Origin of the sequence: Streptosporangium sp. NPDC000563 (assembly GCF_040299985.1) — a bacterium.
GTDB lineage: Bacteria > Actinomycetota > Actinomycetes > Streptosporangiales > Streptosporangiaceae > Streptosporangium.
The window spans coordinates 1-24,289 of the sequence record NZ_JBEPDA010000001.1 but is presented as its reverse complement, the minus strand read 5'-3'; the positions used below and the strand labels follow the sequence as shown (position 1 = coordinate 24,289).

The window sequence follows — 24,289 nt, the reverse complement described above, 5'->3', positions numbered from 1 at the left end:
GCGCCCCCCCCCCCCCCGCGCCCGGCCCCGGACCCCGCCCACCCCCCCCGTACCCACCCCCCCCCCCACCGCCGCGAGGTCGGTGACGCGGTCGGGGTCCCCGGCCGCGTCGAGGGCGTTGTTCAGCGGCACGTTGATCCCCATCGTGACGGCGAGCGTCACCACGTAGAGGACGAGCGCGGCCACGATCCAGGGCAGCACGGGCCGCGCGTCCTGGGAGAGGTGCAGCGCCGCGGCGAGGACGGTCAGTACCAGCGCGCCGCCGAAGCAGGCGGCGAACCAGCCGTTGAGGATCGCCACGTTGATCCGCTGCATCGCGCTCACGAAGGTCCGGTCGTCCGTCCGGGCCAGGCCGGGCATGACGGAGCAGGTGTAGGCGTAGAAGAGACCCGCCATGAGTCCCATGGTGATGGCCGCCGCGACCAGCGCGGGGCCTCGGAAGAGCGACATCGCAGTCATGGGACCAGTGAACCGGCGTGGATTGAGACGGTCCATGGTCGAGAAGCGCGTTTCCATGTTTCAGCGTCTACGGTGAAGGTGTGGACGCACTCACCGACTTTCTGGACGGTCCGAGGGCCAGGGGAGCGTTCCTGCTCCGTTCGATCCTGAGCCCGCCCTGGTCCCTGCGCGTCCAGGACCGGGCACCGCTCGCCCTGACGGCGGTGGTCCGGGGTGAGGCGTGGGTGGTCCCCGACGACGGCGACCCGGTGCGTCTGGGGCCGGGGGACGTCGCGATCGTCCTCGGCCCCGACCCCTACACGGTCGCCTGCGATCCGGCCACACCGCCCGACGTGGTGATCCATCCGGGCCAGCACTGCACCACCGTCGACGGGCGGAGCCTGGCTCAGGAGATGGACCTGGGCATCCGCACCTGGGGCAACAGCCCCGACGGGTCAGCGGTGCTCCTCACCGGCGCCTACCAGATGCGCGGGGAGATCAGCAGCCGTCTGCTGGAGGCGCTGCCCTCGCTGCTGGTCCTTCGGGAGGACGCGTGGGACTGCCCGATCGTCCCGCTGCTCGGCGACGAGATCGTCAAGGACGATCCGGGCCAGGAGGCCGTTCTCGACCGGCTGCTCGACCTGCTGCTCATCGCCGTCCTGCGGGCCTGGTTCTCCCGCCCCGAGGCCGGGGCGCCCGCCTGGTATCGCGCCCACGGCGACCCCGTGGTGGGCAAGGCTCTCCGCATGCTGCACAACAACCCGGCCCATCCCTGGACGGTGGCCGCGCTCGCCGCCGGGGCCGGTGTCTCCCGCGCGGCCCTGGCTCGCCGCTTCACCGAGCTGGTGGGCGAGCCGCCCATGACGTTCCTCACGGGCTGGAGGCTCGCCATGGCCGCCGACCTGCTGCGCGAGACCGACGCGACCGTCGGTGCGGTGGCGACGCGGGTCGGGTACGGCAGCGCGTTCGCGCTCAGTGTCGCCTTCAAGCGCGAACGCGGCGTCAGCCCGCAGGAGCACCGAGCCGGGGTCGGGAATTCCCGGCGGACCGGCTCCGCACGTTGACCGGGGGCGCGACCCGATGACCGGCTCCCCCGGATCCGGCTCCCCCCCGGATCCGGTTTCTCCGGCCATGGTGGTGTGACGGCCTACCGGAACAGCCAGTCGAGCAGACCGCCGCCACCGCCACCGCCGCCGCCTCCACCGCCACCTCCGCCACCCGAGTTGTCGTTCGTTCCGGTGTCCTGCGTCGGCGGCGCCGTCGTCGGCTGCCGGCTCGGTTCGGCGCTCTCGGTGGGGGCCTGGCCGGTCTGCGAGGGTGCGGGCTCCGAGGTGATCCGCGCTCGCGGGGTCGAGTTCTCCCGGGAGGCCTCCTCCTGCTCGCTCTCCTCGGCGGTCCGCGTCGGGCGGGTCTCCCTCGGCGGGGCGCTGCGGGTCGGCGACGGACGGGCGGAGGGCTCCTGGGCCCGGGGTGCCCGGGTGGGGGCGGTCGTCGGCTCCTCGGCCGTGGGCGCCTCCTCCGACGGTTCCGTCGTCTCCTCGGGCCCGGGGGCCGGTGTCTCGGAGGGCAGCTTCGGCATGTCGGCCACCGAGCACCGCGCGCCGGGTGAGCACCTGGTGTCGGGCTGCCCGTTCACGGAGGCGGAGAGCATCCAGCCGCCCGCGACTCCCGCGACCACGACGCCACCCACGACCGCGAGCAGGATCCTGCTCCTGCTCCTGCCTTTGCGGCGGCGATCCTCGTAGGGGTCGGGGTCCTCCCGCCAGCCCGATCCCAGGAAACCGCGCGTCGGCGTCTCCTCGTCCTCGTCGCGGTAGAGGGGGCCGTCGGAGGTGACGTCGGTGTCCCCTGTCTCGCGACGCTCGTCGAGATAGACCATTTCCCGGGAGCCGTCGGTCCGGATGATCTCCCGGGACCCGTCCACGTGGACGATCACCTGAGATCCGTCGCCCGGTACGGGGTCCGGAAGGTCGATCTCGTTCCATCCGTCCGACAGCACGTCGCCGGCGGGGCGTTCGGGTTCCCGCTGGGCCGGTCCGAGGGGACCGGTCTGCTCGCGAGGATCCTCTTCGTACGATCCCTGGATGTCGTCGCGCCCCACGATGACCCTCTCTGATGTGAACCTTGGTCGGGCATCTTAATAGCAGATTCGACACCAGCATGTCCGAAAAGTTCACACGCGGCTGGGAATAATGTGACTTATGAGACATCGCGGGGAATCATTGATGGACCGAGCCATCGCTTCCTGAGCGGCGGATATCCGGGTGAAAGACGTGCCTGAAAGCGACAGGCGGGGTAGGAAGGGCGCCTGACGGTCCTCTCCGTTCGAAAGCGGAGGTCTCCAGGCTCAAGGAGAACTGATGACAGGGAACTCACCCGTGCACCAGCTGCCCGGTCCCTCCCCTTTCCCGCCCATCGCCGACTACGGGTTCCTGTCCGACTGCGAGACCACCGCGCTGGTCGCCCCGAGCGGGAACATCGAGTGGCTCTGCCTGCCCCGGATGGACTCCCCCAGCGTCTTCGCCGCACTCCTCGACCGGGGCGCGGGAGGCTTCCGGCTCGGCCCCGCCGACCTGAGGGTGCCCGCCGCGCGCCGCTACCTGCCGGGCACCATGGTCCTGGAGACGAGCTGGGGCACCCCCACCGGCTGGATCATCGTGCGCGACGTGCTGCTCATGGGGCCCTGGCACCACGAGGAGGAGGAGCTCTCCCACACGCACAGGAGGGCGCCGACCGACTACGACGCCTCCCACGTGCTGCTCCGCACGGTGCGGTGCGTCAGCGGGGAGGCGCAGGTCACGCTCGACTGCGAGCCGATCTTCGACTACGGGCGCAAGTCCGCCGACTGGGCGTACACCGACAGGGGCTACCAGCAGGGCGTCGCGACCGCGGAGGGGGAGAGCCTGGAGCTGCGGCTCACCACCGACATGCGGCTGGGGTTCGAGGGCGGACGCGCGATGGCGCGCACCCTGCTCAAGGAGGGCGACACGCGCTTCTGCGCGCTGTCGTGGACCATGCACGAGCCGCCGTACACCTTCGAGGACGCCTACCACCGGCTCGTGTGGACCGCCCACCACTGGCAGCACTGGCTCGCCAGAGGCGCCTTCCCCGACCACCCCTGGCGGAGATACCTGGAGCGCAGCGCCCTCACCCTCAAGGGCCTCACCTTCGCCCCCACGGGTGCCCTCATCGCGGCGGCGACGACCTCCCTGCCCGAGACCCCGCGCGGCGACCGCAACTGGGACTACCGCTACGCCTGGATCAGGGACTCGACCTTCGCCCTCTGGGGCCTGTACACGCTGGGCTTCGACTGGGAGGCCGACGACTTCTTCTGGTTCATCGCCGATGTGGCGGAACGGGACGAGGAACTCCAGGTCATGTACGGCATCGACGGCGAACGGGAGCTGGACGAGTACGTTCTCGACCATCTCTCCGGCTACGAGGGCGCCAAGCCCGTCAGGGTCGGCAACGCCGCCTACCGGCACCGTCAGAACGACGTCTGGGGCGCGGTCCTCGACTCCTTCTACATCCACACCCGGTCGCGGGACCGCCTGGACGAGCGGATCTGGCCCATCCTGAAGCGGCAGGTCGAGTCGGCCATCAGGCACTGGCGGGAGCCCGACCGCGGCATATGGGAGGTACGCGGCGAGCCACAGCACTTCACCTCCTCGAAGGTCATGTGCTGGGTGGCGACCGACAGGGGCGCGAGGCTCGCCAGGCTCAGGGAGGAGCCGGAACTCGCCGAGCGCTGGCAGGCGGTCGCCGACGAGATCCACGCCGACGTGTGCGCCCACGGCGTCAGCGAGCGCGGGGTCTTCAGGCAGCACTACGACACCGACGCCCTCGACGCGTCGCTCCTGCTCATCCCGCTGGTGCGCTTCCTGCCGCCCGACGACCCCAGGGTCCGCGCCACCGTGCTGGCCATCGCCGACGAGCTGACCGCCGAAGAGCTGGTCCTGCGCTACGAGACGAAGAGCACGGACGACGGCCTGAGCGGGGAGGAGGGCACCTTCGCGATCTGCTCGTTCTGGCTCGTCTCGGCGCTGACGGAGATCGGGGAGCTCACCCGGGCCCGCAGGCTGTGCGAGAGGGTCCTCTCCTTCGCCAGCGCACTCGGTCTCTACGCCGAGGAGATCGACCCGGTGACCGGGCGCCACCTCGGCAACTTCCCCCAGGCGTTCACCCACCTGGCGCTCATCAACGCGGTGATCCACATCATCCGCGCGGAGAGCGAGCGGACGCCCCCGACCAGCTGGCCGTCATGATCCCGTACTCGCCCCTGGTGCCCCACCCGGGCGCTGACGTGCGGGACCATCCGGATGCCTGGCTAGGCTCTCGGGTATGAACCGTCGAGTGATTGCCATAGTGGTGGTCGTCGGCCTGCTCGCGACGAGCGGTCTGTCCGTGGTGCTGGCCTGGGGGCTGAGCGGCTGAGCACCGCTTCGTCGTCGCGTACGCCTCCCGACGCCGCGACGACCCTCCCAAGGGCGACCCTTCGAAGAAGGTGCTAGGCGCCCACCATCGAGATCTGGTTCGCGGGCTGCTGCTGAGGGTGGGCGGGCTGCCGGTGCGTGGCGGGCTGTTCCGCGGCGGGCTGAGGCTGGGACTGCTGCTGGGGAGCGGCCTGCTCGGCGGGACAGGTGCAGTAGCCGTTGGCCAGGATCAGGCGTCCTCGCTGTGCGGTGTAGGTGCGGGAGTCGGTGGCGAGGAGAACGCCTGTGCATTTCTGGCAGACGACGGACTGTTGATCCATGGCCAGCTTCCTTCCTGGAGGGTAGCCGGCGAACGTCCTCGGTCCGGTCGGCTGGCTGCTCGTGCCCCGAGGGGAGGAGTTGAATCTCCCTAACGAGGTTTTCATCTTACTTCGTAGCGCGCAGTGATCTTTTGGTGACACCTGATAGCGGGTGTGAACCTTGGTGGTGCTGCTTCACAACGGTCTCATGTGAAGCGGTCCGGCGGGTGGGAATGTCCCTCTCTCACCCCCGCCGGTGCACGCTTCAGCGATCTTCGCGACGCCTGGATCCCCGACGTGGCCGGGGATCGCTACGTGCTCAGAATTTTTTTCTTTTTTTCCTGCACCACCGGCCGGAACAGCAGCGCGTTGGCGGCCACCGCGATGCAGACCGCGCCGAGCAGGAAACCCCAGCTCACGTCGCTCAGGTGGTGCATGCCGCGATACATGCGCGAGTAGGCGATGCCCAGGGGAATGCCCAGGCCGACCACCCACCACAGCACGTTCAGGATCTTGAAACGGTGGGTGTGGAGGGTCAGGACCAGGGCGACGCCGCAGTAGAAGGCGACCGCGGCGCTGGTGTGCCCGGAGGGGAAGCTGGAGGTGGGCGGGGCGGGGTCGAGGTGTTCGACGGCGGGTCGCTTGCGCTCGGCGAAGACGGTCGCGAGCAGGAAGATCGCCGACTGGGAGAACACCGCGAGCGCGAGGAAGATCGACTCGTTCCAGCGCTTGAAGGCGAGCCGGAAGCCGATGACCAGCAGCGCGGTGGCAGTGATGATCACCGGGGTGTCGGACAGGCCCGACAGCACGTCGGTGATCGAGCTCAGCTGGGCCGTGCGGCCCTCGGCCATCTGCGCGTTGACCCCCTGGTCGTTCGCGATGAGGGTCGTCGTCTGCAGGACCTTGGTGATGAGGAGGCCGACGCCGATCGTCAGCACGGCCATGATGGCCAGCGGCGCCAGGATGAGACGTGTCACGCCTTTGAAATCCACCGACATTTTCGACATGGCGCGCCAGCTACCCCGAATGGGTCTCCCGGAACGCCTCGGGTTCGACGCCTTCCACGTGTGGTTCGGCGGGTCTGCGGCCCTCCCCACGGCGCCAGGCCTCGAACCCCGCCGCCGCTCCCACCACGACCACCACGCCCAGCGCGACCCCCGCGATCACGTCGCTGGTCCAGTGGACGCCGAGCGCCATCCGGCTGTACGCGACGAACACCATGATGGCCGCGGCGACGACCCAGGCGATGATCCGCGAGGCCGTGCTCCGCAGGAAGGGCAGCAGGAGGAGCACGAGGATGCACGTACCCAGCGCCGCTCCCATCGCGTGCCCGGAGGGGAAGGAGGCTCCGGGCGCCGAGGCCACCGGATCCGGCAGGTCGGGCCGGGCACGGTCGACGATCTCCTTGACGGCGAGGTTCAGCAGGCCGCCGAAGGTGATCGTGGCGACCGCCCAGATCCCCAGGCGCGGCGCGCCCCGGCGCCAGAGCCAGACGGCGGCCAGCACCACCAGCACACGCCACGTCCAGGGGCCGAACACCTCGGTGGCCACGCTGAGGAAGGTGGTGTAGCCGGGGTTCGCCAGCGCCTGGGCGTGCAGGCTCAGGGCGATGCTCTCGTCGAGGCTCTTGAGCGGCGAGGAGGAGGTCTTCACGAGCACCAGCAGCACCACGAACGGCACCGTGAAGATCGCCACTGCCACGAGCGCCATCGTCAGGCGCACGCCCAGCCGCAGGTCAGAGGCGTGGTTACCGGGTTTCCTCTGCGGCGAGGGCTTGCCTTCGACAAATCTGACCATCGTTCATGGCTACCCGATTCCCCGCGAATATTCCCCGCGATTCCCCGCACGACATGTGAGCGTCCGGGCCCGAGGGGTCCTCAGGCCGCGTGGCGGGGTTCGCGCCGGGTCGTCCAGCGCAGGACGTCGCAGTGCCGCCGCTCGGCCTCGGCGAGTGCCGCGTCGTCGGTGTGGGCGTCGAGTACGGCCCGCAGCCACGGCATCTGCTCGCTGACGTCGTCCCACGCCTGGGAGGGGTCGTCGAGGCCCAGCTCGATCAGCGCGTCCAGGTGCGCGGCGTAGGCCGTCCACCACTGGCGGCTCAGCTCGGCCAGGAACCCGCCCAGCCCGCCGAACTCCCGCTGGATCTCCTCCTCCCACCAGGCGGGGAGGGTGACGTCACCGGTGTCCGCGAGATCGCGGAGCACGAGGTTCGCCAGGGTGCGCCGTCGTCGGGCGATGGCCGAACGTGACAGGATGTTCATAGGCCCAACCCTGCCGATCGTTGTTTGCCGAACGCTTAACGATGTATTGACGGTGATGTCCGGCCCCTGCGTACGGCCAAAGGGGGAACCGCTTGGCCGGAGTCATCGGGCAGCACTAGGCTTTGTTTCGCAGATCATTCCGCCCTGTGTCCGCGGAGCTACCTCGACGTGGAGGAAGCTCGCCCATGACCCAGGTTCTTGAATTCACTCAGCTCGTCGACCGTACCCTGAGCGCCCTCGCCGACGTTCTCGGCTCCGACGGGGCCGCACTCATGCTGATAGACGACCACGACCGGTTGCGCGCGGTCGGAGGCTCCGACGAGCGGGGCCGGCAACTGGAGCTGATCCAGGAGCAGATCGGCGCCGGGCCCGCCATCGAGACCCTGAGCCGCGGCGAGGACGTCGTGGTCGACGACCTGCGGGCGGCCAGGCCCCTCGGCTTCCCCGGCGTCGCCGCGCGGGTCTCGGAGGTCAGGGCGGTGCTCTCCGTGCCATTGCGGGCGGAGAAAACGCTGATCGGCACCCTGAATTTCTACGACCGGACGAGCCACGAATGGCAACCCGCGAAAGTCCGTACGGGAGAACGTCTCGGAGAGCTCATGGTGATGGTCCTCCAGAGCATGGCTCATAGATCTTCTTGTTGAGGGAAGTCGTAGTGTGCACGTCAAGTAACCAGGTCGACGCTGAAAGGCGCTCCACATATGACTCACATTGATCCGGAAGCGCTGGTCGCGAGCCTGAGAAGGCTTCAGACGACCTCGTCCACCACAGGCATAGTTCAGCAGTTGGAGCGTGCCGTGGATGTGGTGAACTCGCTGTTCGGATATGCGGGTGCGGGTTTGATGTTTGCCGAAGAAGGTAAAGATCTTCGTTATTTGGTGGCCACCGATGAGCGGGGCCGCAGTCTTGAAGGCGCGCAGCTCCATCTTGGTCAGGGACCATGTGTTTCCGCGTATGAGCAGAATTGCGCGGTGACCTCAAGTGATGTGCGGGTCGACCCCCGTTGGCCGAAGCTCGCCGACCGGCTGCACCCCGAGGTGCGGGCGGTGGCGGGGGTGCCGGTGCGTCTTGGAGGCGAGCCCGTGGGCACGCTGAACGTCTACCAGGCGAAGTTGTACGAGTGGGACGAGTCGGATGTCCAGGCGCTTTACGGCTACGCGGATGTGATCGAGCAGCTTCTCACCGTCGCGATGGCCGCCGAGGAGAAGAGCGCCCTGGCCGACCAGCTCCAGTACGCCCTCGACTACCGCGTGGTCATCGAGCGGGCGATCGGCTATCTGATGGGAAAGCACGATCTGACCGCCACCCAGGCTTTCACCGGCCTGCGCAAGCAGGCCCGTGACTCCCGCCGCCGCGTCGCCGACCTGGCGGCCGAGGTGCTCGGTGAGGGGGCGGGCGAAATACGGTGATCCTGCTCACGTCGCCTGAGCCCTCGAAGAACAGCGTCGAGATCACCGTTCACGGTGATCTCGACGCCGTTGGAGGCGTCGAGCTACGACGCGTCCTCGGCACGACCACCGCGAAGACGGTGGAGTTCGACCTGGCCCACGTGGGCTTCATCGACTGCGCGGGCGCCCGGACCCTGCTCCGGGCCGACGAGTACATGCGCGGCCTGGGCCGCGAGATGATCGTTCTCCGCCCCTCGGGTCCTGTGCTCCGCCTGTTGCGGCTGCTGGGATTCGACCGATACCTCCTGATCAGATACCCCGGGGACGCGGTCGGCGCGAGCGGCACCTCGCCGGGGCACTAACCTGATCGGTGATGTATCGATTCGTCTTCTCGCAGGTCCTCAGCCGCCTCGACCCGGAGGACGCGCACCATCTGACGGTGCGCGCCCTGCGCGTCCTCTCGGTGACGCCCGTGGTCAGACGGCTGGTCCACCGCCGTCTCGCGCCACGCGACCCCGCGCTGCGCGTGCAGGCCTTCGGCGTGCACTTCCCCGGCCCGTTCGGGCTGGCGGCCGGCTTCGACAAGGACGCCGGCTGCGTGGAGGCCGTGTCCGCGCTCGGCTTCGGCCACGTCGAGGTCGGCACGATCACCGCCCACGCCCAGCCGGGCAACGCCAGGCCCCGCCTGTTCCGCCTCGTGAGAAACCGGGCGATCGTCAACCGGATGGGCTTCAACAACGCGGGCGCGTCCGCCGCGGCCAGGCTGCTGGCCAGGCCCAGGGGCGTCCCCGCGATCGTGGGCGTCAACATCGGCAAGACCAAGGTCGTTCCCGAGTCGGGTGCCGTCGCCGACTACGTGGCCAGTGCCAGGGAGCTCGCCCCCCTGGCCGACTACCTCGTCGTCAACGTCAGCTCGCCCAACACCCCCGGCCTGCGCGACCTGCAGGCCGTGGAGTTGCTGGGCCCGCTGCTGCGGGCGGTGAAGGAGGTGGCCGACGCCACGCCCAAGCGCACCCCGCTGCTGGTCAAGATCGCCCCCGACCTGGCGGACGCCGACGTGGACGCGGTCGCCGACCTCGCCCTGGAGCTCGGGCTCGACGGCATCATCGCCACCAACACCACGATCGGCAGGCAGACGCTGGCCGTCGCGGAGCCCTCGGGCCGTGACCACAGCCGCGAGAGCGGCGGCCTGTCGGGGCGTCCGCTGAAGGCCAGGTCGCTGGAGGTGCTGCGCAGGCTGCGTGCCAGGGTGGGCGACCGCCTGGTGCTCGTCTCCGTCGGCGGGGTCGAGGACGTGGACGACGTCTGGGAGCGCCTGCTCGCCGGGGCCACGCTCGTCCAGGGATACAGCGCGCTGATCTACGAGGGGCCCCTCTGGGCCTATCACGTCAACCGCGACCTCTCTCGCCGCCTGCGCCGTCACGGCGTGGTCGACCTCCGCCAGATCATCGGCCGCACCGCCGACCGGAGCGCCACGGCCTGACGCTATACCCTGGGTGGGTAACCTCACGGCTTTGGAGGCACGATGAGCACGATCACATACACCGTCACCGGCATGACCTGTGGTCACTGCGTGAGCTCGGTCAAGGAGGAGGTCGGCGAGGTCCCGGGTGTCACCGGTGTCGACGTCGACCTTGAGACCGGACGGGTCGACGTCTCCGGCGACGCCTTCGACGACACGGCCGTCCGCGCCGCCGTCAAGGAAGCGGGCTACGAGGTCTCCTGACCGGCCGGAATCCACGCCCCGCCCGTAAAGGGCGCCCCCGTCCCGCACCGGGACGGAATCCGGGTTCCGCCCGTGGGGGCTCGTCAAGAGCCGGAGCCGTCACCTGCCGGGACGGGCGCGGGGGCGGGGGCGGGGGCGGGGCTACGGGCCCCCGGGCGGTCACCCTCGGCGGGAGCTCGCCGAGGGTCACATGCTGGGACGGGTCGAGTCGGCCTCGTGGGTCAGCTCCTCCAGGTGTTTCATCGCCTCGTCCACCTTGACGACCCCCGGGCGGTGGCGTCGGCGGCCGGTCCCCCCACGCTGCCAGGGGTGCGGGCCGGTCAGCGGCCGATACTCGACACCGAGCGCGTCGAGGCGGGTCAGGTGCGCCTCCAGCCGGGTCTCGAACCCGGCCCCGGCCGAGCCCGACCAGGCGATCTCGGCCAGCGCGCACCCCCGGGGCCAGGCCCGGTAGTCCACCGCCCGCGCGTCGGGCAGCCGTTCGCTCCACAGCTGGAACTGTGTCCCGAGCACGTGTTCCCGTTCCTCGGCCGTCCACGACTCCGGCGCCGGAGCGTAGGCCGCGACGTCGGAGACGGTGATCGCGTCGCCGATCGCGAGGGGCTCCTCCTCGCTGGAGGCCTCGGCGTAGTCGAAGTACAGGGGGAAGACGGGGGTCTGCACCACGTCGTGCCCGGCGGCGGCGGCGCGCCTCGCCACCCCGGGACCGCGCCAGGGCATCACGATCGTGTCGGGCCTGAGCATGCCGCTCACGAACGCCTCGTCCCACACCACCGTCCTGCTGCCGCGTTCGGCCAGCTCGTCCGCGAGCCGGCGCAGGAACCAGGCGTGCAGGTCGCTCAGGCTCCCCAGCCCCAGCTCCGCCTGGAAGGCGACGATCTCGGGGGAGCCGGCCCAGTCGTCGAGCACGCACTCGTCCCCGCCGATGTGGACGTACGGGGTCTCGCCCAGCGCCCCCGTGATCTCCTCGATCACGCCGGTCAGGAAGTCGATCGTCTCCGGCAGGGGGGACAGGATCGCGGGGGAGATGCCCCAGCGATCCAGCACCGTGAAGGGCTCGGGGCTCCGGCCGCCGGTGGCGCGGGCGTCGAACCCGGGGTAGGCGGCGAGGATCGCCGAGGCGTGTCCCGGCACGTCGATCTCGGGCACGACCGTCACGGCTCGGGCCCGCGCGTAGGCGCCGATCTCCGCGAGGTCCTCCAGCGTGTAGTAGCCGCCGTGCGGTGTGTCGTCGAAGGCGAGATCCTCCCGGTAGTGGCTGGTGACCGTACGCGGGCGGTGCGCGCCCACCTCGTGCAGCCGGGGATATCGACGGCTCTCGACCCGCCACCCCTGGTCGTCCACCAGGTGCAGGTGCAGGCGGTTCAGCTTGTGGACCGCCATGAGGTCGACCATCCTGAGCACCTCGCGCTTGGGCATGAAGTGCCGCGCCACGTCCAGGTGCACCCCGCGCCAGGAGAACCGGGGCGCGTCCCGCACCCGGCCGAGGGGGACGCTCCAGTCCGCCCCGCCGCCGGCCACCGTGCGAAACGCCGCCGAGGGCAGCAGCTGCCGCAGCGTCTGGCCCGCGTAGAAGGCGCCGGCGCGGTCTCCGGCCGCGATCCGCACGCCCTCGCCGGTCACCTCCAGGACGTACGCCTCGGCGCCGAGTGAGGCGTCCGGCTCCACCGTGATCGTTCCCGCCTCGCCGGGGCGCGGGTCGAGGACGGCGAGCGCGAGACGTACGGCGTCGACCGGCTCGGCGGGGCCGGAGACGACGACCCCGTGGGGCAGGCCGAGGACGCCGCCGGCAGGTGTGAAAGCGGAGGGGGACGGCAGGAGGTCAGTCATGCTATAGATCATGCCAAATCGCCGGAATCGCCGGAGGGACCGGCTTTTCACGCCGGCGAGCCCGGACACGGGATCAAGAACCGCCCAAGTACCGCGCGGGAGAAGCGGGGGAGACGCTCCGTCCGGACATGCTGCTGCTCATGTTCCAACCTTCCAGGGTCTCCAGGCGTCCGGCCCGCACACCGTCGGCGATCCTGGTGACGATCATGCTGGTCGCCGGGTGCGCCGTCACCGTCGAGGACCCCTCGACCTCGTCCCCGCCCACTCCCACGGTGTCCTCCTCCGCGGTGAGGAGTGCCGAGGGGGACGACACCACCGTGGCGGAGAACGCGAGGGAGGGCGATCCCGGGTGGCGGGTGCGCCGACGCGGCGCCGAGCACGAGATCGAGGGCTTCGCCGACCGGGTGAGCGTGCTGCCCGGCGAGAGCTTCCGGCTGTACGTCTCGACCACCGCCGACCGCTACACCGCGAGGGCCTTCCGGATGGGCTGGTACGGCGGGGCCGGGGCGAGGCAGGTCTGGCGGGCGGCAGGGCTACCCGGCAGGAGGCAGGCTCCGCCCAGGACGATCGCCGCCACGGGAACGGTGACCGCCGCCCACTGGAAGCCCGGCCCCGAGGTGGACACCTCGGGATGGCCGGAGGGCTCCTACCTGATCAGGCTGGACGCCGCCACCGGGGGACGGCGCTACGTCCCCCTCACCGTGAGGTCCGCCTCCGCCGGGGGACGCCTCGTCGTCGTGAACGCGGTCACCACCTGGCAGGCGTACAACGACTGGGGCGGCCGCAGCCTCTACCACGGCCCCGGCGGTTTCGCGGACAGGTCCCGGGCGGTCAGCTTCGACCGTCCGTACGACACATCGGGGGCGCGGCTCTTCCTGGACATGGAACGCGACGCCATCGAGCTCGCCGAGCGTCGCGGCCTTCCGCTCGCCTACGTCACGAGCCTGGACCTGGACCGCGACCCGCACGTCCTCGACGGGGCCAGGGGGCTGGTGTCGCTGGGCCACGACGAGTACTGGTCGCCGGGCATGCGCCGCACCGTCGAGGCCGCCCGTGACCGCGGCACCAACCTCGCCTTCCTCGGTGCCAACGCGGTCTACTGGCGGATCCGCCTCGCCGCGACGCGCCTGGGACCTCGCCGCCTGGTGGTCTGCCACAAGGACGCCGCCGAGGACGCCCGGACGGTCCTGTGGCGGGCCACCGCCAGGCCGGAGAGCTCGCTGACCGGCCCGATGTACGACTGTTTTCCCTCCGAGTCCGCCTACGTGGTCAGGCGCCCCGGCAACTGGATCTTCAAGGGGACCGGGGTGCGGCGCGGCACCGTCTTCCCCGGGATGGTCGGCGTCGAGACCGACAGGGTCGGCGCGGGCGTACCGCGCCCCATGGAGGTCCTGTCGGTCTCCCCGGTCGACTGCGGAGGTCGCGCCACGGTCGCGCACAGCGCCTACTACACCGTGCCGAGCGGCGCCGGGGTGTTCAGCTCGGGCACGATGCGCTGGGTGTGCGCGATGCGGGGTGCCCGCTGCGGCCACGGCGTCACGCGGGAGGCGGGGGCCTTCGTCCGCAGGGCGACGGGGAACATCCTGAAGGTCTTCGCGGCCGGCCCGGCCGCGCGCAGCCACCCGGCCCGCGACAACCTGAGGTCCCTGGGTCTGGAAGGACCCCGCTGAGGTGCCCCCTCCCCCCGAGCACGGGCTCGGAGGTGCCGCTGTAAGCCGCTGAGCGTGTCTCCGCGCCGCCGTAACTCCCTCCGGCGGCTTTGGGTCCCGGCGCTAACGCTGGAAGCCGCTGAGGGGCTTCCCGTGCCCACGGGATACCGCCGGAGCCCGCCCGAGGCGCCTCGGGCGATCTCGCCCTCGCCTACCGCTTGAGGTACTGCTGGAGCCCGTTCGCGAGAGAGAGCGCGATCTTCTGCCGGAACGCCGCCTGCTGGAACTTGGCAGCCTCGGTGGGGTTCTTCATGTTGCCCGACTCGATGAAGATCTTGGGAACCGTGGAGAGGTTCAGTCCGCCGAGGTCGTCGCGGTAGTCGAGGGCGTTCTTGCCGATGTAGGTGGAGTACGACAGGCCGGTGCCGCGCGCGAAGGCGTTGCGAACGTCCAGGCCGAGCTTCTTGGAGGCCCCGACCACCGGGTCGACCGGGCCGCCGATCTTCTCCGGCATGATCACGTGGAAGCCGTGGTCGGCGGGGTTCGCCCCGTCGGCGTGGACCGAGATCGCCGCGTCCGCCTTCGCCTTGTTGCCGATCGCGGCTCGCTCGGTGATGCACGGCCCGACGCCGGAGTTGTCGGCACGGGTCAGCTTCACCGTCGCGCCGCGGCTCTTCAGGATCTTGGCCAGGCGCTGCGAGACGTCCCAGGTGAAGGCGGCCTCGCTGTAGCCGTTCGCGGTGGCGGTGCCCGTGGTGTCGCACGCCTTCCACTGGGTCAGAACGTTGACCTTCTTGTTGATCTCCGCGGGGTGGCGGTAGTTCTGCCCGTTGTGGCCGGGGTCGATGACCACGATCTTGCCGCTGAGCGGCCGGTCGCTCTGGACGCTCCGCCCCGCCGCGGGACTCGCGGTGGGATCGCTCGCCGTGCCGGTCGCCGGGCCGCTCAGGGTGTCGGCGGCCGGTGCCGCGGCCGTGTCGGCGGCGGCGGGAGGGACAGGGCCGCGCTCTCGCGCGAGGTCGGCGCCCGTGGCGGTGCCACCGCAGGCGGCGGCGCCGAGTCCGCACAGGACAAGGGTCGTCGCGAGTGCTTTGCCGGTCACGCTCATCGCCCCCAAGGAAGTCGTCAATCACCCAACTTACGTGGCCCGGACGTGTGACTCAGCCGATGTCGCGATATGTGCTCGCCCGTCACGAGGCGTGACGCACTCCCTCCTCAGCAGTGCTCTCCCGCCCCGCGACGCCCGTCACGCGATGTGACACGTTCCCGCCTCAGGCGGGCCTTCCCGTCACGGGACACGGCCCGCCAGGAGACACGGCTTCGGGGAACCCTCCCGTCACGGGCCCCGGTCTCAGCCGGACTCTCCCGTCCCGGGACAGGCTCACCAGACGTGCTCGCCGACCTCCTGCTTCTGCAGGAGCGAGGCGAGCTCCCTGGCGTCCTCGGCGTCCAGCCCGAGGACCACACGCGGCCGTCCCCACGGATGGTCGATCGAATGAGCCACGTAACTGGCCACGGACTCGGCTCCGGCGTCGCCGCCGCGGCCCCGGGCGGCCCGCCAGTGGGCCCATGCCCGTTCAAGCTCGGCCGCGGCCCGCTGGGCGCATGACACAAGTTCCGGATCACGCATCGCTACCCCCTCGTCTCGGCCAGAGTCAACACCGGCGGCACGCGGGCGCCCTCGATGTTGACCCGGATTTGAGGAGGTCATGGAGCCTGCCTGGGCGGACTGTAACGCTCCAGGCAGGCTCTTCAGCGTTCGGTGGGGCCCGTGCTGTTCCGTACGACCAGCTGCGGCGTGACCTGACGCAGACGTGAGGCCTTGCCGGGGTCTCCGATCCGGTCGTTCAGCAGCGCGGCGGCGGAGCGTCCCATGGCGCGGCGGGGCTGGTCCACGGTGGTCAGCGAGATCGGCTGGGTGCCCGCCCGGTGGATGTTGTCGTACCCGACCACGGACAGGTCCTCGGGAACCCGCAGTCCCAGCTCGGTGGCCGCGGAGAGCACGCCCATCGCCACCCGGTCGTTGGCGGCGAAGATCGCTGTCGGCCGGGGGTCGCGCGTGAGCAGGCTGTGCGCCGCCCTGGCGCCCCCCTCCTCGCTGGACTCGCCCTCCTCGACCATGATGTACGGCGCCAGGGAGTGCCTGCGCATCGCGACCAGGTAACCCTCGCACCGGAAGCGCCCCGAGGAGATGCCCGCGGCCTCGATGTGGGCGATCCTGCGGTGACCGAGCTCCACGAGGTGGTCGACGGCGAGGCGGGCACCGAGCTGGTCGTCGTCGACGACGATGTCCACGCCGCCGAGGTCGATGTCGCGTTCGCCCACCACCACGGTCGGCGTGTAGCCGGTGGCCTCGATGAGCGTCCCGCTGGTGGGCGCGATGCCGAGCAGGACGAGCCCGTCGACGCGAAGTTCGAGGAACGCCTCGACCGCCTCGTCCTCGAAGGCGGGGTCCCACTGGCTGTTGCCGATGAGGAGTCTCAGCCCGTCGCCGTGCAGGCTCTCCTGCAGGCCGTCCAGGAACTCCGCGTAGAACGGGTTGTGCAGGTCGGCGACGAGTGCCCCGACCAGGTGGGTACGGCCCTCGACCAGGCTGCGCGCGACGGCGTTGGGCCGGTAGCCGAGGTCTCTGGCCGCCTGGAGCACGGCCTGCCTGCGATGTTCGCTGACGTGGGGCGATCCGCGCAGGACGAGCGAGACCAGTGATTTGGAGACACCGGCTCGTTCTGCCACGTTGCGGATCGTGGGTCTCGGGCGTGGCCCGCTCCCGTCGGATAAGACGGGCTCGGCGAACCCGCGGGCTCGTGTGACGGTGGTGTTGACTGACGGTCCTGACATGGCTCTCCCCCGCGATGGTGGATGGGCACCTGTCACTCAAAACGATCGAGTTCCGAATGGGGTACGGGTTGGAGGGAAGGGAACTCCGATCTTGACCAAGCGGCCGGGCGGAACGGCTCCGATAGTCTTCACGATGTGAGGTCGACATCCGGAGCCGCCGAACGGGCGAAAACCGTGCCGGGGGACACGCGACCGGCGCGGCGCAGGCTCAGTGTCGACCGGCGTCGCGAGGAGCTCATGGCGGCGGCGCTGGAGCTGTTCAGCAGGCATGACGCCGAGCACGTGTCGATCGACGACGTGGCCTCCGCGGCCGGCGCGTCGCGGGCCCTGGTCTACCACTACTTCGGTGGCAAGCAGGAGCTCTACGTCGCCGCGCTGAGAAGCGCCGCGGCCCAGTTGGAGGCGAGGCTCAGGCCTCAGGGGGCGGGCACCCCGCTGGACGAGCTCGCCGGAGGGCTCACCCGATACTTCGACTTCGTCGAGGAGCACGCGACGGGCTTCGCCGCGCTGCTCAAGGGCGGTCCCGCCAACCGCAGCGGCGAGATCGGGGAGGTCGTCGACTCGGTCAGGCGCCGGCTGCTCAGGCTGATCATGAAGCAGATGCGGATCGAGGAGCCGGGACCCGTGCTCCGGGTCGCGCTGCGCTCGTGGATCGCCTCCGTCGAGACCGCGGGCCTCGACTGGCTGGAGCGCCGTGACATCGAGCGGCCGACGCTGGAGCGGATGCTGATCGGCCAGCTGGTGGCGCTGCTCGGCGTGGCGGCCGAGCACGATTCGCGCGTCGGCGAGTTGCTGGACGACCTGTTCAGAGAACAGGCGAGTCGTCCCGTGGACCTGGAGAGGTCGGGGACGGACGGCTGAGGAAGCCCCTGGGGCACCGCTGAGCCGTTCAGGAGCACGTGCCCGGCCGTGCGGAGCACGTGCTGGGGCGGCGCCGGGCGGGCGACGCCGCTCCCCACAAACCCGTGTGGCCTACACGCTCAAAGGGTGAGCGCGCACCAATCCCCCTAGGTCAGTGACGGCCCCCGTCTTACTCTGAGCGCTGCTGCGGAATCCCCGCGAGCAGCGCGCGAACCTCGGTCTCCCGGTATCGGCGGTGTCCACCCAGGGTGCGGATGGACGTCAACTTGCCCGCCTTCGCCCACCGGGTCACGGTCTTGGGATCGACGCGGAACATGGTTGCGACCTCCGCCGGGGTGAGCAGCGGCTCTGCCTCGGGTGTACGAGCTGACATTTGTGCGGCCTCTCCTCCATGTGGACCGGCGACAGCGATCCTGCGACTTGACGCTTGTCACGGATGTCCGCCTATGGCCCTTGCGTGCGGCTGTTTGGGCCATATGCGGCATCACCCGATGTGACCATACAGCCACGTAGAGCGATTGGCGAGTCTTTGAGCGACTCATCTCTCTTGTACACGTGTTGTTGTCACGCTCGGTGATTCTAGCGACACGTTTCGTGGTATCGCAGTGAAAACGGCAAACTACTCAGTTCGTAGGTGCATCCCCGGTCATCGACGGACCTACTTACGCAGGTCGAAGGGATGATTTGCGACTCAGTTTGCTGATTCGAGAAGTTGTATTGATCGCCAGCGGAGGATGACGCGCTGGTACATGGCGAACGCCAGTTCTTCCTCGCCTTTTTCCAGACCTGTCAGCGCCGCCGTGAGTTCCGCCACGGACTCGTCGGCCTGGAGTGTCTCGTCGTCCATGAGGTTGACGATGCCGCCGTAGTCCAGCTCGACCAGGGAGTGCGGGTGGAACTCCTCCAGCCAGCGTGCCACGTCCTCGACCTCGGCCGTGACCGAGGCGTCGCCCACCTGCCTCTTGATGACCTGCAGGGCGCGGGCGCTGCGGCGCCTCGCGTGGGCCATGGAGGTGACGTAGATCAGGTTGCGCGTGGTGGTCGTGCCGCCCTGCCCCTCGCCGCCGTCGATCACCAGCCAGCGCTCGTTGCCGTCGAAGGGGACGAACCACGAGGTCGGAACGTGCCAGGTGGAGCCGCGGATGTGCGTGCGCAGCGCGGCGGAGTCGGTGCCGCGCTTGAACCGGTCGAAGTCGTCGGCCGTCCGCTCCGCGACGGCCGGCGGGAAGAAGCGCTCCATCAGCTTGGGCGGGGTCGCCCCGCGAAAGCGTGAGAAGGCGAGCCACGACCTCAGCCTGCTCTGCCAGGGGCAGACGTACAGGACCTCCTCCACGCGCCTCAGATAGGCGTTGGGGCTCTCCTGGGCGGGTGCCGGGGTCGGCGGTACCCCGAGGAGGCGCCGCACCGCCTCGCCGTGTTCGGCGTGCAGGGCGCTCGCTCGGCGCGGTCGGTCGGTCGTCTCGGAGTAGGCGGACCACGAGACGCGCTCCGCCGGGGCGAACGCGACCAGCGGTTCGTAGACGCGGAGGTACGCGGCATAGGGCAGCACGACCGCATCGTGTCACGAAGGACCGACCGTTGTCCGTAGCGAGCCCGCTTCCGCGGGGGTCGTCTCGGTCACTGAGATGGGACGTTCGCGCACGTCGTCCCGGTTGGGGACTTGTGGTTACGCTGAGGGTGATCTCCGCCGCAACGGTGCGGCGGTAACGAACGACTGGGAGTCACCACAGTGACCGACGTCTTCGGGCCGTCCCACAAGGACGAGGGCCCGGTAACCGGCCAGGCGAGGCACGAACAGGTCGTTTTCTGCTCCGACGAGCGAAGCGGCCTCCACGCGATCATCGCCATCCACAACACCGCCCTGGGCCCCGGTCTGGGCGGCACCAGGTTCTACCCCTACGAGAGCGAGCAGGCCGCGCTGGCGGACGTGCTCAACCTCTCGCGGGCGATGGCCTACAAGAACGCCCTGGCGGGACTCGACCTCGGTGGCGGCAAGGCCGTCATCATCGGCGACCCGGCGAAGGACAAGAGCGAGGCGCTGCTGCGCGCCTACGGCAGGTTCGTCCAGTCGCTCGGGGGCCGCTACTACACGGCGTGCGACGTCGGCACCTACAGCGAGGACATGGACGTCGTGGCCCGCGAGTGCTCGTACGTGACCGGCCGCACCCCGGCCAACGGCGGGGCCGGCGACTCGTCGATCCTGACCGCGCTCGGCGTGTTCCAGGGCATGCGCGCCGCCGCCGAGCACGCGTACGGGACGCCCTCGCTGCGTGGCAGGCGTGTCGGCGTGGAGGGCGTGGGCAAGGTCGGCCACCGCCTGGTCGGCCACCTGATCGAGGACGGCGCGGAGGTCGTGGTCTGCGACGTGAGCGAACAGGCGGTGGAGCGGCTGCGGCGGATCCACCCGCAGGTCGAGGTCGTCGCCGACCGGTCGGAGATCACCTCCGCCGACATCGACGTCTACGCGCCGTGCGCCCTCGGCGGGGCGCTGGACGACGAGACGGTGGCCCGCCTGCGCGCCACGATCGTCTGCGGCGGGGCCAACAACCAGCTCGCCCACCCCGGCGTGGAGAAGCGGCTCGCCGACCGCGGGATCCTCTACGCGCCCGACTACGTGGTCAACTCCGGCGGTGTGATCCAGGTCGCGGACGAGATCAGGGGGTTCAACATGGAGCGGGCGCGGGCAAAGGCCACCCAGATCTACGACACGACTCTCAAGATCTTCTCCAGCGCGGCGGAGGAAGGCGTTCCCCCGGCGGTCGCAGCCGATAGGCTGGCTGAGCGCAGAATGTCGGAAGTCGGGCGAATTAGGGGCATTTGGCTGGGCCGCTAGCCCCACACGCCCATACGACGTACCGAGCCGGGCGTAAAACGGGTACGGTTGTAGGCGAACGAGAGCTGACGCCTAAGTCAGGTGGCGTCAGTGCGTGGTGCGTTAGCGACGAGGGGTCGGGCACGACCCCACACGAGGGGGTCGAGCCAATGGGGCGCGGCCGAGCAAAGGCCAAGCAGGTCAAGGTTGCTCGCCAGCTGAAGTACAACAGCGGTGGCACTGATCTTGAGCGTCTGCGCGACGAGCTCGGAGTCAGAGACGACTCCAACCACAATGACGACTCCAACGACGCCTACGACGAGCTGGCGGATCGGTACGCCGATTACGCCGATGACTTCGGCTCCGGAGATGACCGCGACGACGGGAAATCCGGCCGCCGCTAGGCGGATTTCAGGTTGATGTGAGCAGGGCACCCGGTGGTGGACACAAGCCGCCGGGTGTTCTTCTCGCTGCGGGTCGACCATATGCGGCGCTCCGGTGGGTCCGGAGCGCCTTTCGCCGTACCCGACTCCCATCCGGTTCCTCCTCCCCTTCGCGAGGGGAGGAGGAGAGCTACGCGAAGGTTTTCCGGAAAAGCACGGATCAGCGGAAACGCGCCTCGCCCGAGCCCTCGACGATCTCACCGAGCACCCAGGCGGGGAGGTTCCGCTCGCCGAGCAGCGCGAGGGCGGGCCCCACGGCCTCGGCGGGGACGACCGCGGCCATGCCCACGCCCAGGTTGAACGTCCGGTCCATGTCGGCCTGGGCCACCCCGCCGTGCCCCGCGAGCACCTCGAAGACGGCCGGCAGGGTCCACGACGAGCGGTCGAGCAGCGCGTCCAGCCCCGGAGGCAGCGAGCGGGACAGGTTGCCCGCGAGGCCGCCGCCCGTGATGTGGGCGTACGCGTGGACGTCGACCGCGCGGGCGAGCTCCAGGCAGTCGAGGGAGTAAATCCTGGTCGGCTCCAGAAGCTCCTCGCCCAGCGTCCGCCCCAGCTCGGGCAGCTCGGCCTCCAGCGAGAGCCCCGCCCGGTCGATGATGTGTCTGACCAGCGAGTATCCGTTGGAGTGCACGCCCGAGGACGCCAGCGCGAGGACCACGTCGCCCGCGCGGACCCTGTCGCGGCCGAGCATCCTGTCGGCCTCCACCACCCCGGTGGCGGCGCCCGCGAGGTCGTACTCGCCGGCCTCCATGGCGCCGGGGTGCTCGGCGGTCTCCCCGCCGACGAGGGCGCAGCCCGCGAGGCGGCAGCCCTCGGCGACGCCGCCCACGATCTCGGCGATCCGCTCGGGGACCACCTTGCCGCAGGCGATGTAGTCGGTCATGAACAGCGGCTCGGCACCGCAGACCACCAGGTCGTCGACGACCATGCCGACCAGGTCGATCCCGATCGTGTCGTGCTTGTCCAGCCGCTGGGCCAGCATGACCTTGGTGCCGACACCGTCGGTCGACGTGGTGAGCAGCGGTCGTCTGTACGACAGCAGGGCCGAGGCGTCGAAGAGGCCGGCGAAGCCGCTGGCGTCGTCCACGACCTCCGGCCTACGCGCCCGCGCGACCTTCGACTTCATCAGCTCGACGGCGCGCTCGCCCGCGTCGATGTCCACTCCGGCGGCCGCGTAGCTGGTCATGAACCCTCTCCTCGCGTGCCGGGCCCGCTCAACGCTTGGCCTCTAGCACGTACTTGCCCACGTTGTCCTGGTCGATCGGGATCGGATACCTACCGTCGAAGCAGGCGCGGCAGAGCCGGTCCTCGGGGATCGTGGTGGCCGCGGTCAGGCCCTCCAGCGAGATGTATCCGAGCGAGTCGGCGCCGAGCGAGGCGCGGATCTCCTCCACGCTGAGCGAACCGGCGATCAGCTCGGCCCGGGTGGCGAAGTCGATGCCGTAGAAGCAGGGCCAGCTGACCGGCGGGGAGGAGATCCGGACGTGCACCTCGGTGGCACCCGCCTCGCGCAGCATCTTCACGATCGCCCGCTGCGTGTTGCCCCGCACGATCGAGTCGTCCACGACCACCAGGCGCTTGCCCGCGACGACCTCCTTCAGCGGGTTGAGCTTCAGCCGGATGCCCAGCTGCCGGATCGTCTGGGACGGCTGGATGAAGGTGCGGCCCACGTAGGAATTCTTGACCAGACCTTGACCGTAGGGGATCCCGCTCTCCTCGGCGTAGCCGACGGCGGCGGGGGTGCCCGACTCGGGCGTCGGGATGACCAGGTCGGCCTCGATCGGGTGCTCGCGGGCCAGCACGCGGCCGACCTCGACGCGCGTGGTCTGCACGCCGCGCCCGGCGATCGTGGTGTCGGGGCGGGCGAGGTAGACGTACTCGAACAGGCAGCCCTTGGGCTCGGCGAGCGCGAACCTGCGCGAGCGCACACCGCGCTCGTCGATGGTGATCAGCTCGCCCGGCTCGATCTCGCGGACGAACGTGGCGCCCACGATGTCCAGCGCCGCGGTCTCCGAGGCCACCACCCAGCCGCGCTCCAGGCGTCCCAGGACCAGCGGGCGGACGCCCTGCGGGTCACGGGCCGCGTAAAGGGTCTTCTCGTCCATGAATACGAGCGAGTAGGCGCCCCTGACCTGCGGAAGCAGGTCGGCGGCCGCGTCGTCGATCGACCGGTCGCGGTCCTGGGCCAGGAGTGCGGCCAGCACCTCGGTGTCGGTCGTCGCCCGGGTGGAGCCGGGGGAGAGCCGCCTGGACAGCTCCGGGGTGTTGATCAGGTTGCCGTTGTGGGCGAGCGCGAGCCCGCCCGACTCGGTCGAGCTCAGCGTCGGCTGCGCGTTCTCCCAGACGCTCGATCCGGTGGTCGAGTAACGGCAGTGGCCGATCGCCAGATGGCCGCGGAGGGTCCCGAGCACGGACTCGTCGAAGACCTGGGCCACCAGGCCCATGTCCTTGTAGACGAGGATCCTGCTGCCCTCGCTGACCGCGATGCCCGCGGACTCCTGGCCGCGGTGCTGCAACGCGTACAGCCCGTAGTAGGTGAGTTTGGAGACTTCCTCCCCGGGGGCCCACACTCCGAAGACGCCACATGCGTCCTTCGGAGGCCGGTCGCGGGAGTCGAGGTCATGGCTCAGATGGCCGTCGCCCTTCAGCACATGCTTCATTCTAGGTCGGCTTCTTCCCTGCTCGCACCCAGGGTCCGTTCCGTGGCATGTCGCACCCTGACCGAACGATCATCGGTGTTTTGCCGTGTCAGCCTGTTTCGTCACCGGCCGACAGGGGAGTGTGAGATATCCGGCATGCCCGAGCGTCGGGAGACGAGACGTGACAACACCTGTGGACCCTGTGGACCCGAACCAGCCCGGCCCGCGACGAGTGCCGCGGGACAGGGGCTCCGACCAGGAAGGGGCCGGCGCGGAGGAAACGCGGGGCACCTCCGAGGAGGCGGCCGTCCCCGGCGAGCCCGAGCCCGGGCCCGAGCACGCGCCCGCCGCCCCGGAACCGGGCGCGTGGCCCGTCCCTCCCTCGAACGAACCGCCCACGTGGCGGGAGCCCGCCGCCCCGGCGAGCGGGTCCACCGGGTGGACCGAGCCTTCCGGTTCCGCCGAGCCTCCCGACAGGACGGCGTCGACCGGGTGGACGGAGATTCCCGGCAGGGCCGAGCCGCAGGGCGGGGTGCCCGGCGAGGGGGCCGTGTGGGGTTGGGGGGGGGGGGGGCCCCCCCCCCCCCCCCCCCCGGGGGGGGGGGGGGGGGGGGGCGGGGGGGTGGGCGGGGGGGGGGGGGGGGCGCGCCCCCGGGGCGCGCGCGCCAGGCA

25 protein-coding genes are annotated in these 24,289 nt (G+C 70.3%); 11 read left to right on the top strand and 14 right to left on the bottom strand.

What is annotated here, in order from left to right:
* Positions 1–459 (bottom strand): anthrone oxygenase family protein (locus tag ABT352_RS00125; RefSeq protein WP_350941273.1); only part of this gene is annotated, 459 nt, incomplete at its 3' end.
* A gap of 80 nt (positions 460–539) precedes the next feature.
* On the opposite strand from ABT352_RS00125, the gene ABT352_RS00120 reads away from it, so the two are divergent.
* The gene (locus tag ABT352_RS00120; protein ID WP_350941272.1) at positions 540–1,502 is read left to right on the top strand and encodes an AraC family transcriptional regulator; all 963 of its coding nucleotides are present in this window, start codon (positions 540–542) and stop codon (positions 1,500–1,502) included.
* A gap of 83 nt (positions 1,503–1,585) precedes the next feature.
* Here the strand turns inward: ABT352_RS00120 and ABT352_RS00115 are convergent, their stop codons facing one another.
* Positions 1,586–2,539 (bottom strand): hypothetical protein, encoded by a 954-nt coding sequence (locus ABT352_RS00115; RefSeq protein ID WP_350941271.1) that lies wholly within the window; start codon positions 2,537–2,539, stop codon positions 1,586–1,588.
* A 259-nt stretch (positions 2,540–2,798) separates the two neighbouring features.
* On the opposite strand from ABT352_RS00115, the gene ABT352_RS00110 reads away from it, so the two are divergent.
* Positions 2,799–4,703, top strand: coding sequence for a glycoside hydrolase family 15 protein (locus ABT352_RS00110; RefSeq protein WP_350941270.1), 1,905 nt, complete (start codon positions 2,799–2,801; stop codon positions 4,701–4,703).
* 242 nt (positions 4,704–4,945) lie between these two features.
* Here the strand turns inward: ABT352_RS00110 and ABT352_RS00105 are convergent, their stop codons facing one another.
* From ABT352_RS00105 to ABT352_RS00090, 4 genes are all read right to left on the bottom strand, one after another.
* Complete coding sequence (locus ABT352_RS00105) at positions 4,946–5,191, bottom strand: hypothetical protein (RefSeq protein WP_350941269.1); 246 nt, start codon at positions 5,189–5,191, stop codon at positions 4,946–4,948.
* A gap of 290 nt (positions 5,192–5,481) precedes the next feature.
* Positions 5,482–6,147: a phosphatase PAP2 family protein gene (locus tag ABT352_RS00100; RefSeq protein WP_350941267.1), complete on the bottom strand. Its 666-nt coding sequence runs from the start codon at positions 6,145–6,147 to the stop codon at positions 5,482–5,484.
* A gap of 40 nt (positions 6,148–6,187) precedes the next feature.
* Positions 6,188–6,967: a phosphatase PAP2 family protein gene (locus ABT352_RS00095; RefSeq protein WP_350941266.1), complete on the bottom strand. Its 780-nt coding sequence runs from the start codon at positions 6,965–6,967 to the stop codon at positions 6,188–6,190.
* An 80-nt stretch (positions 6,968–7,047) separates the two neighbouring features.
* On the bottom strand, positions 7,048–7,431 hold the full coding sequence (locus tag ABT352_RS00090) for a hypothetical protein (RefSeq protein WP_350941265.1): 384 nt from the start codon (positions 7,429–7,431) through the stop codon (positions 7,048–7,050).
* A gap of 185 nt (positions 7,432–7,616) precedes the next feature.
* Between ABT352_RS00090 and ABT352_RS00085 the strand changes: the two genes are divergently transcribed.
* The 5 genes from ABT352_RS00085 to ABT352_RS00065 are packed head-to-tail and all read left to right on the top strand — an operon-like array spanning position 7,617 to position 10,545.
* Complete coding sequence (locus ABT352_RS00085) at positions 7,617–8,075, top strand: GAF domain-containing protein (RefSeq protein ID WP_350941263.1); 459 nt, start codon at positions 7,617–7,619, stop codon at positions 8,073–8,075.
* 57 nt (positions 8,076–8,132) lie between these two features.
* On the top strand, positions 8,133–8,840 hold the full coding sequence (locus ABT352_RS00080; RefSeq protein WP_350941261.1) for a GAF and ANTAR domain-containing protein: 708 nt from the start codon (positions 8,133–8,135) through the stop codon (positions 8,838–8,840).
* A complete protein-coding gene (locus tag ABT352_RS00075; RefSeq protein ID WP_350941260.1) occupies positions 8,837–9,181 on the top strand; it encodes an STAS domain-containing protein in 345 nt (114 codons plus the stop codon). The genes ABT352_RS00080 and ABT352_RS00075 overlap by 4 nt, the downstream gene beginning before the upstream one ends.
* 11 nt (positions 9,182–9,192) lie before the next feature.
* Complete coding sequence (locus ABT352_RS00070; RefSeq protein ID WP_350941258.1) at positions 9,193–10,302, top strand: quinone-dependent dihydroorotate dehydrogenase; 1,110 nt, start codon at positions 9,193–9,195, stop codon at positions 10,300–10,302.
* 42 nt (positions 10,303–10,344) lie between these two features.
* A complete protein-coding gene (locus ABT352_RS00065; protein ID WP_350941256.1) occupies positions 10,345–10,545 on the top strand; it encodes a heavy-metal-associated domain-containing protein in 201 nt (66 codons plus the stop codon).
* Between the two features lie 186 nt (positions 10,546–10,731).
* On the opposite strand, the gene ABT352_RS00060 is transcribed toward ABT352_RS00065, so the two are convergent.
* On the bottom strand, positions 10,732–12,375 hold the full coding sequence (locus tag ABT352_RS00060; protein WP_350941255.1) for a beta-N-acetylhexosaminidase: 1,644 nt from the start codon (positions 12,373–12,375) through the stop codon (positions 10,732–10,734).
* A 128-nt stretch (positions 12,376–12,503) separates the two neighbouring features.
* On the opposite strand from ABT352_RS00060, the gene ABT352_RS00055 reads away from it, so the two are divergent.
* The gene (locus ABT352_RS00055) at positions 12,504–14,045 is read left to right on the top strand and encodes a N,N-dimethylformamidase beta subunit family domain-containing protein (RefSeq protein WP_350941253.1); all 1,542 of its coding nucleotides are present in this window, start codon (positions 12,504–12,506) and stop codon (positions 14,043–14,045) included.
* A gap of 190 nt (positions 14,046–14,235) precedes the next feature.
* On the opposite strand, the gene ABT352_RS00050 is transcribed toward ABT352_RS00055, so the two are convergent.
* From ABT352_RS00050 to ABT352_RS00040, 3 genes are all read right to left on the bottom strand, one after another.
* Positions 14,236–15,153 (bottom strand): N-acetylmuramoyl-L-alanine amidase, encoded by a 918-nt coding sequence (locus ABT352_RS00050; protein WP_350941251.1) that lies wholly within the window; start codon positions 15,151–15,153, stop codon positions 14,236–14,238.
* A gap of 252 nt (positions 15,154–15,405) precedes the next feature.
* Complete coding sequence (locus tag ABT352_RS00045) at positions 15,406–15,654, bottom strand: hypothetical protein (protein ID WP_344978307.1); 249 nt, start codon at positions 15,652–15,654, stop codon at positions 15,406–15,408.
* A gap of 122 nt (positions 15,655–15,776) precedes the next feature.
* Entirely contained in the window at positions 15,777–16,862 is a 1,086-nt protein-coding gene (locus ABT352_RS00040) for a LacI family DNA-binding transcriptional regulator (RefSeq protein WP_502992724.1), read from the bottom strand.
* A 135-nt stretch (positions 16,863–16,997) separates the two neighbouring features.
* Between ABT352_RS00040 and ABT352_RS00035 the strand changes: the two genes are divergently transcribed.
* Positions 16,998–17,723, top strand: a complete 726-nt coding sequence (locus ABT352_RS00035) for a TetR/AcrR family transcriptional regulator (protein WP_350941249.1) — start codon at positions 16,998–17,000, stop codon at positions 17,721–17,723.
* A 169-nt stretch (positions 17,724–17,892) separates the two neighbouring features.
* Here ABT352_RS00035 and bldC read toward each other — a convergent pair whose 3' ends face one another.
* Together bldC and ABT352_RS00025 are read right to left on the bottom strand one after the other, a co-directional pair.
* Positions 17,893–18,096: a developmental transcriptional regulator BldC gene (gene bldC / locus ABT352_RS00030; RefSeq protein ID WP_013133571.1), complete on the bottom strand. Its 204-nt coding sequence runs from the start codon at positions 18,094–18,096 to the stop codon at positions 17,893–17,895.
* Positions 18,097–18,414: 318 nt separating this feature from the next.
* Complete coding sequence (locus tag ABT352_RS00025; protein ID WP_350941247.1) at positions 18,415–19,272, bottom strand: DUF8083 family protein; 858 nt, start codon at positions 19,270–19,272, stop codon at positions 18,415–18,417.
* A 180-nt stretch (positions 19,273–19,452) separates the two neighbouring features.
* On the opposite strand from ABT352_RS00025, the gene ABT352_RS00020 reads away from it, so the two are divergent.
* Entirely contained in the window at positions 19,453–20,556 is a 1,104-nt protein-coding gene (locus ABT352_RS00020; protein WP_350941245.1) for a Leu/Phe/Val dehydrogenase, read from the top strand.
* 149 nt (positions 20,557–20,705) lie between these two features.
* On the top strand, positions 20,706–20,939 hold the full coding sequence (locus ABT352_RS00015; RefSeq protein WP_350941243.1) for a DUF3073 domain-containing protein: 234 nt from the start codon (positions 20,706–20,708) through the stop codon (positions 20,937–20,939).
* Positions 20,940–21,138: 199 nt separating this feature from the next.
* Here the strand turns inward: ABT352_RS00015 and purM are convergent, their stop codons facing one another.
* Entirely contained in the window at positions 21,139–22,164 is a 1,026-nt protein-coding gene (gene purM, locus ABT352_RS00010) for a phosphoribosylformylglycinamidine cyclo-ligase (protein ID WP_350941242.1), read from the bottom strand.
* 28 nt (positions 22,165–22,192) lie between these two features.
* Positions 22,193–23,638, bottom strand: a complete 1,446-nt coding sequence (gene purF / locus ABT352_RS00005; RefSeq protein WP_350941240.1) for an amidophosphoribosyltransferase — start codon at positions 23,636–23,638, stop codon at positions 22,193–22,195.
* Positions 23,639–24,289 lie beyond the last annotated feature (651 nt).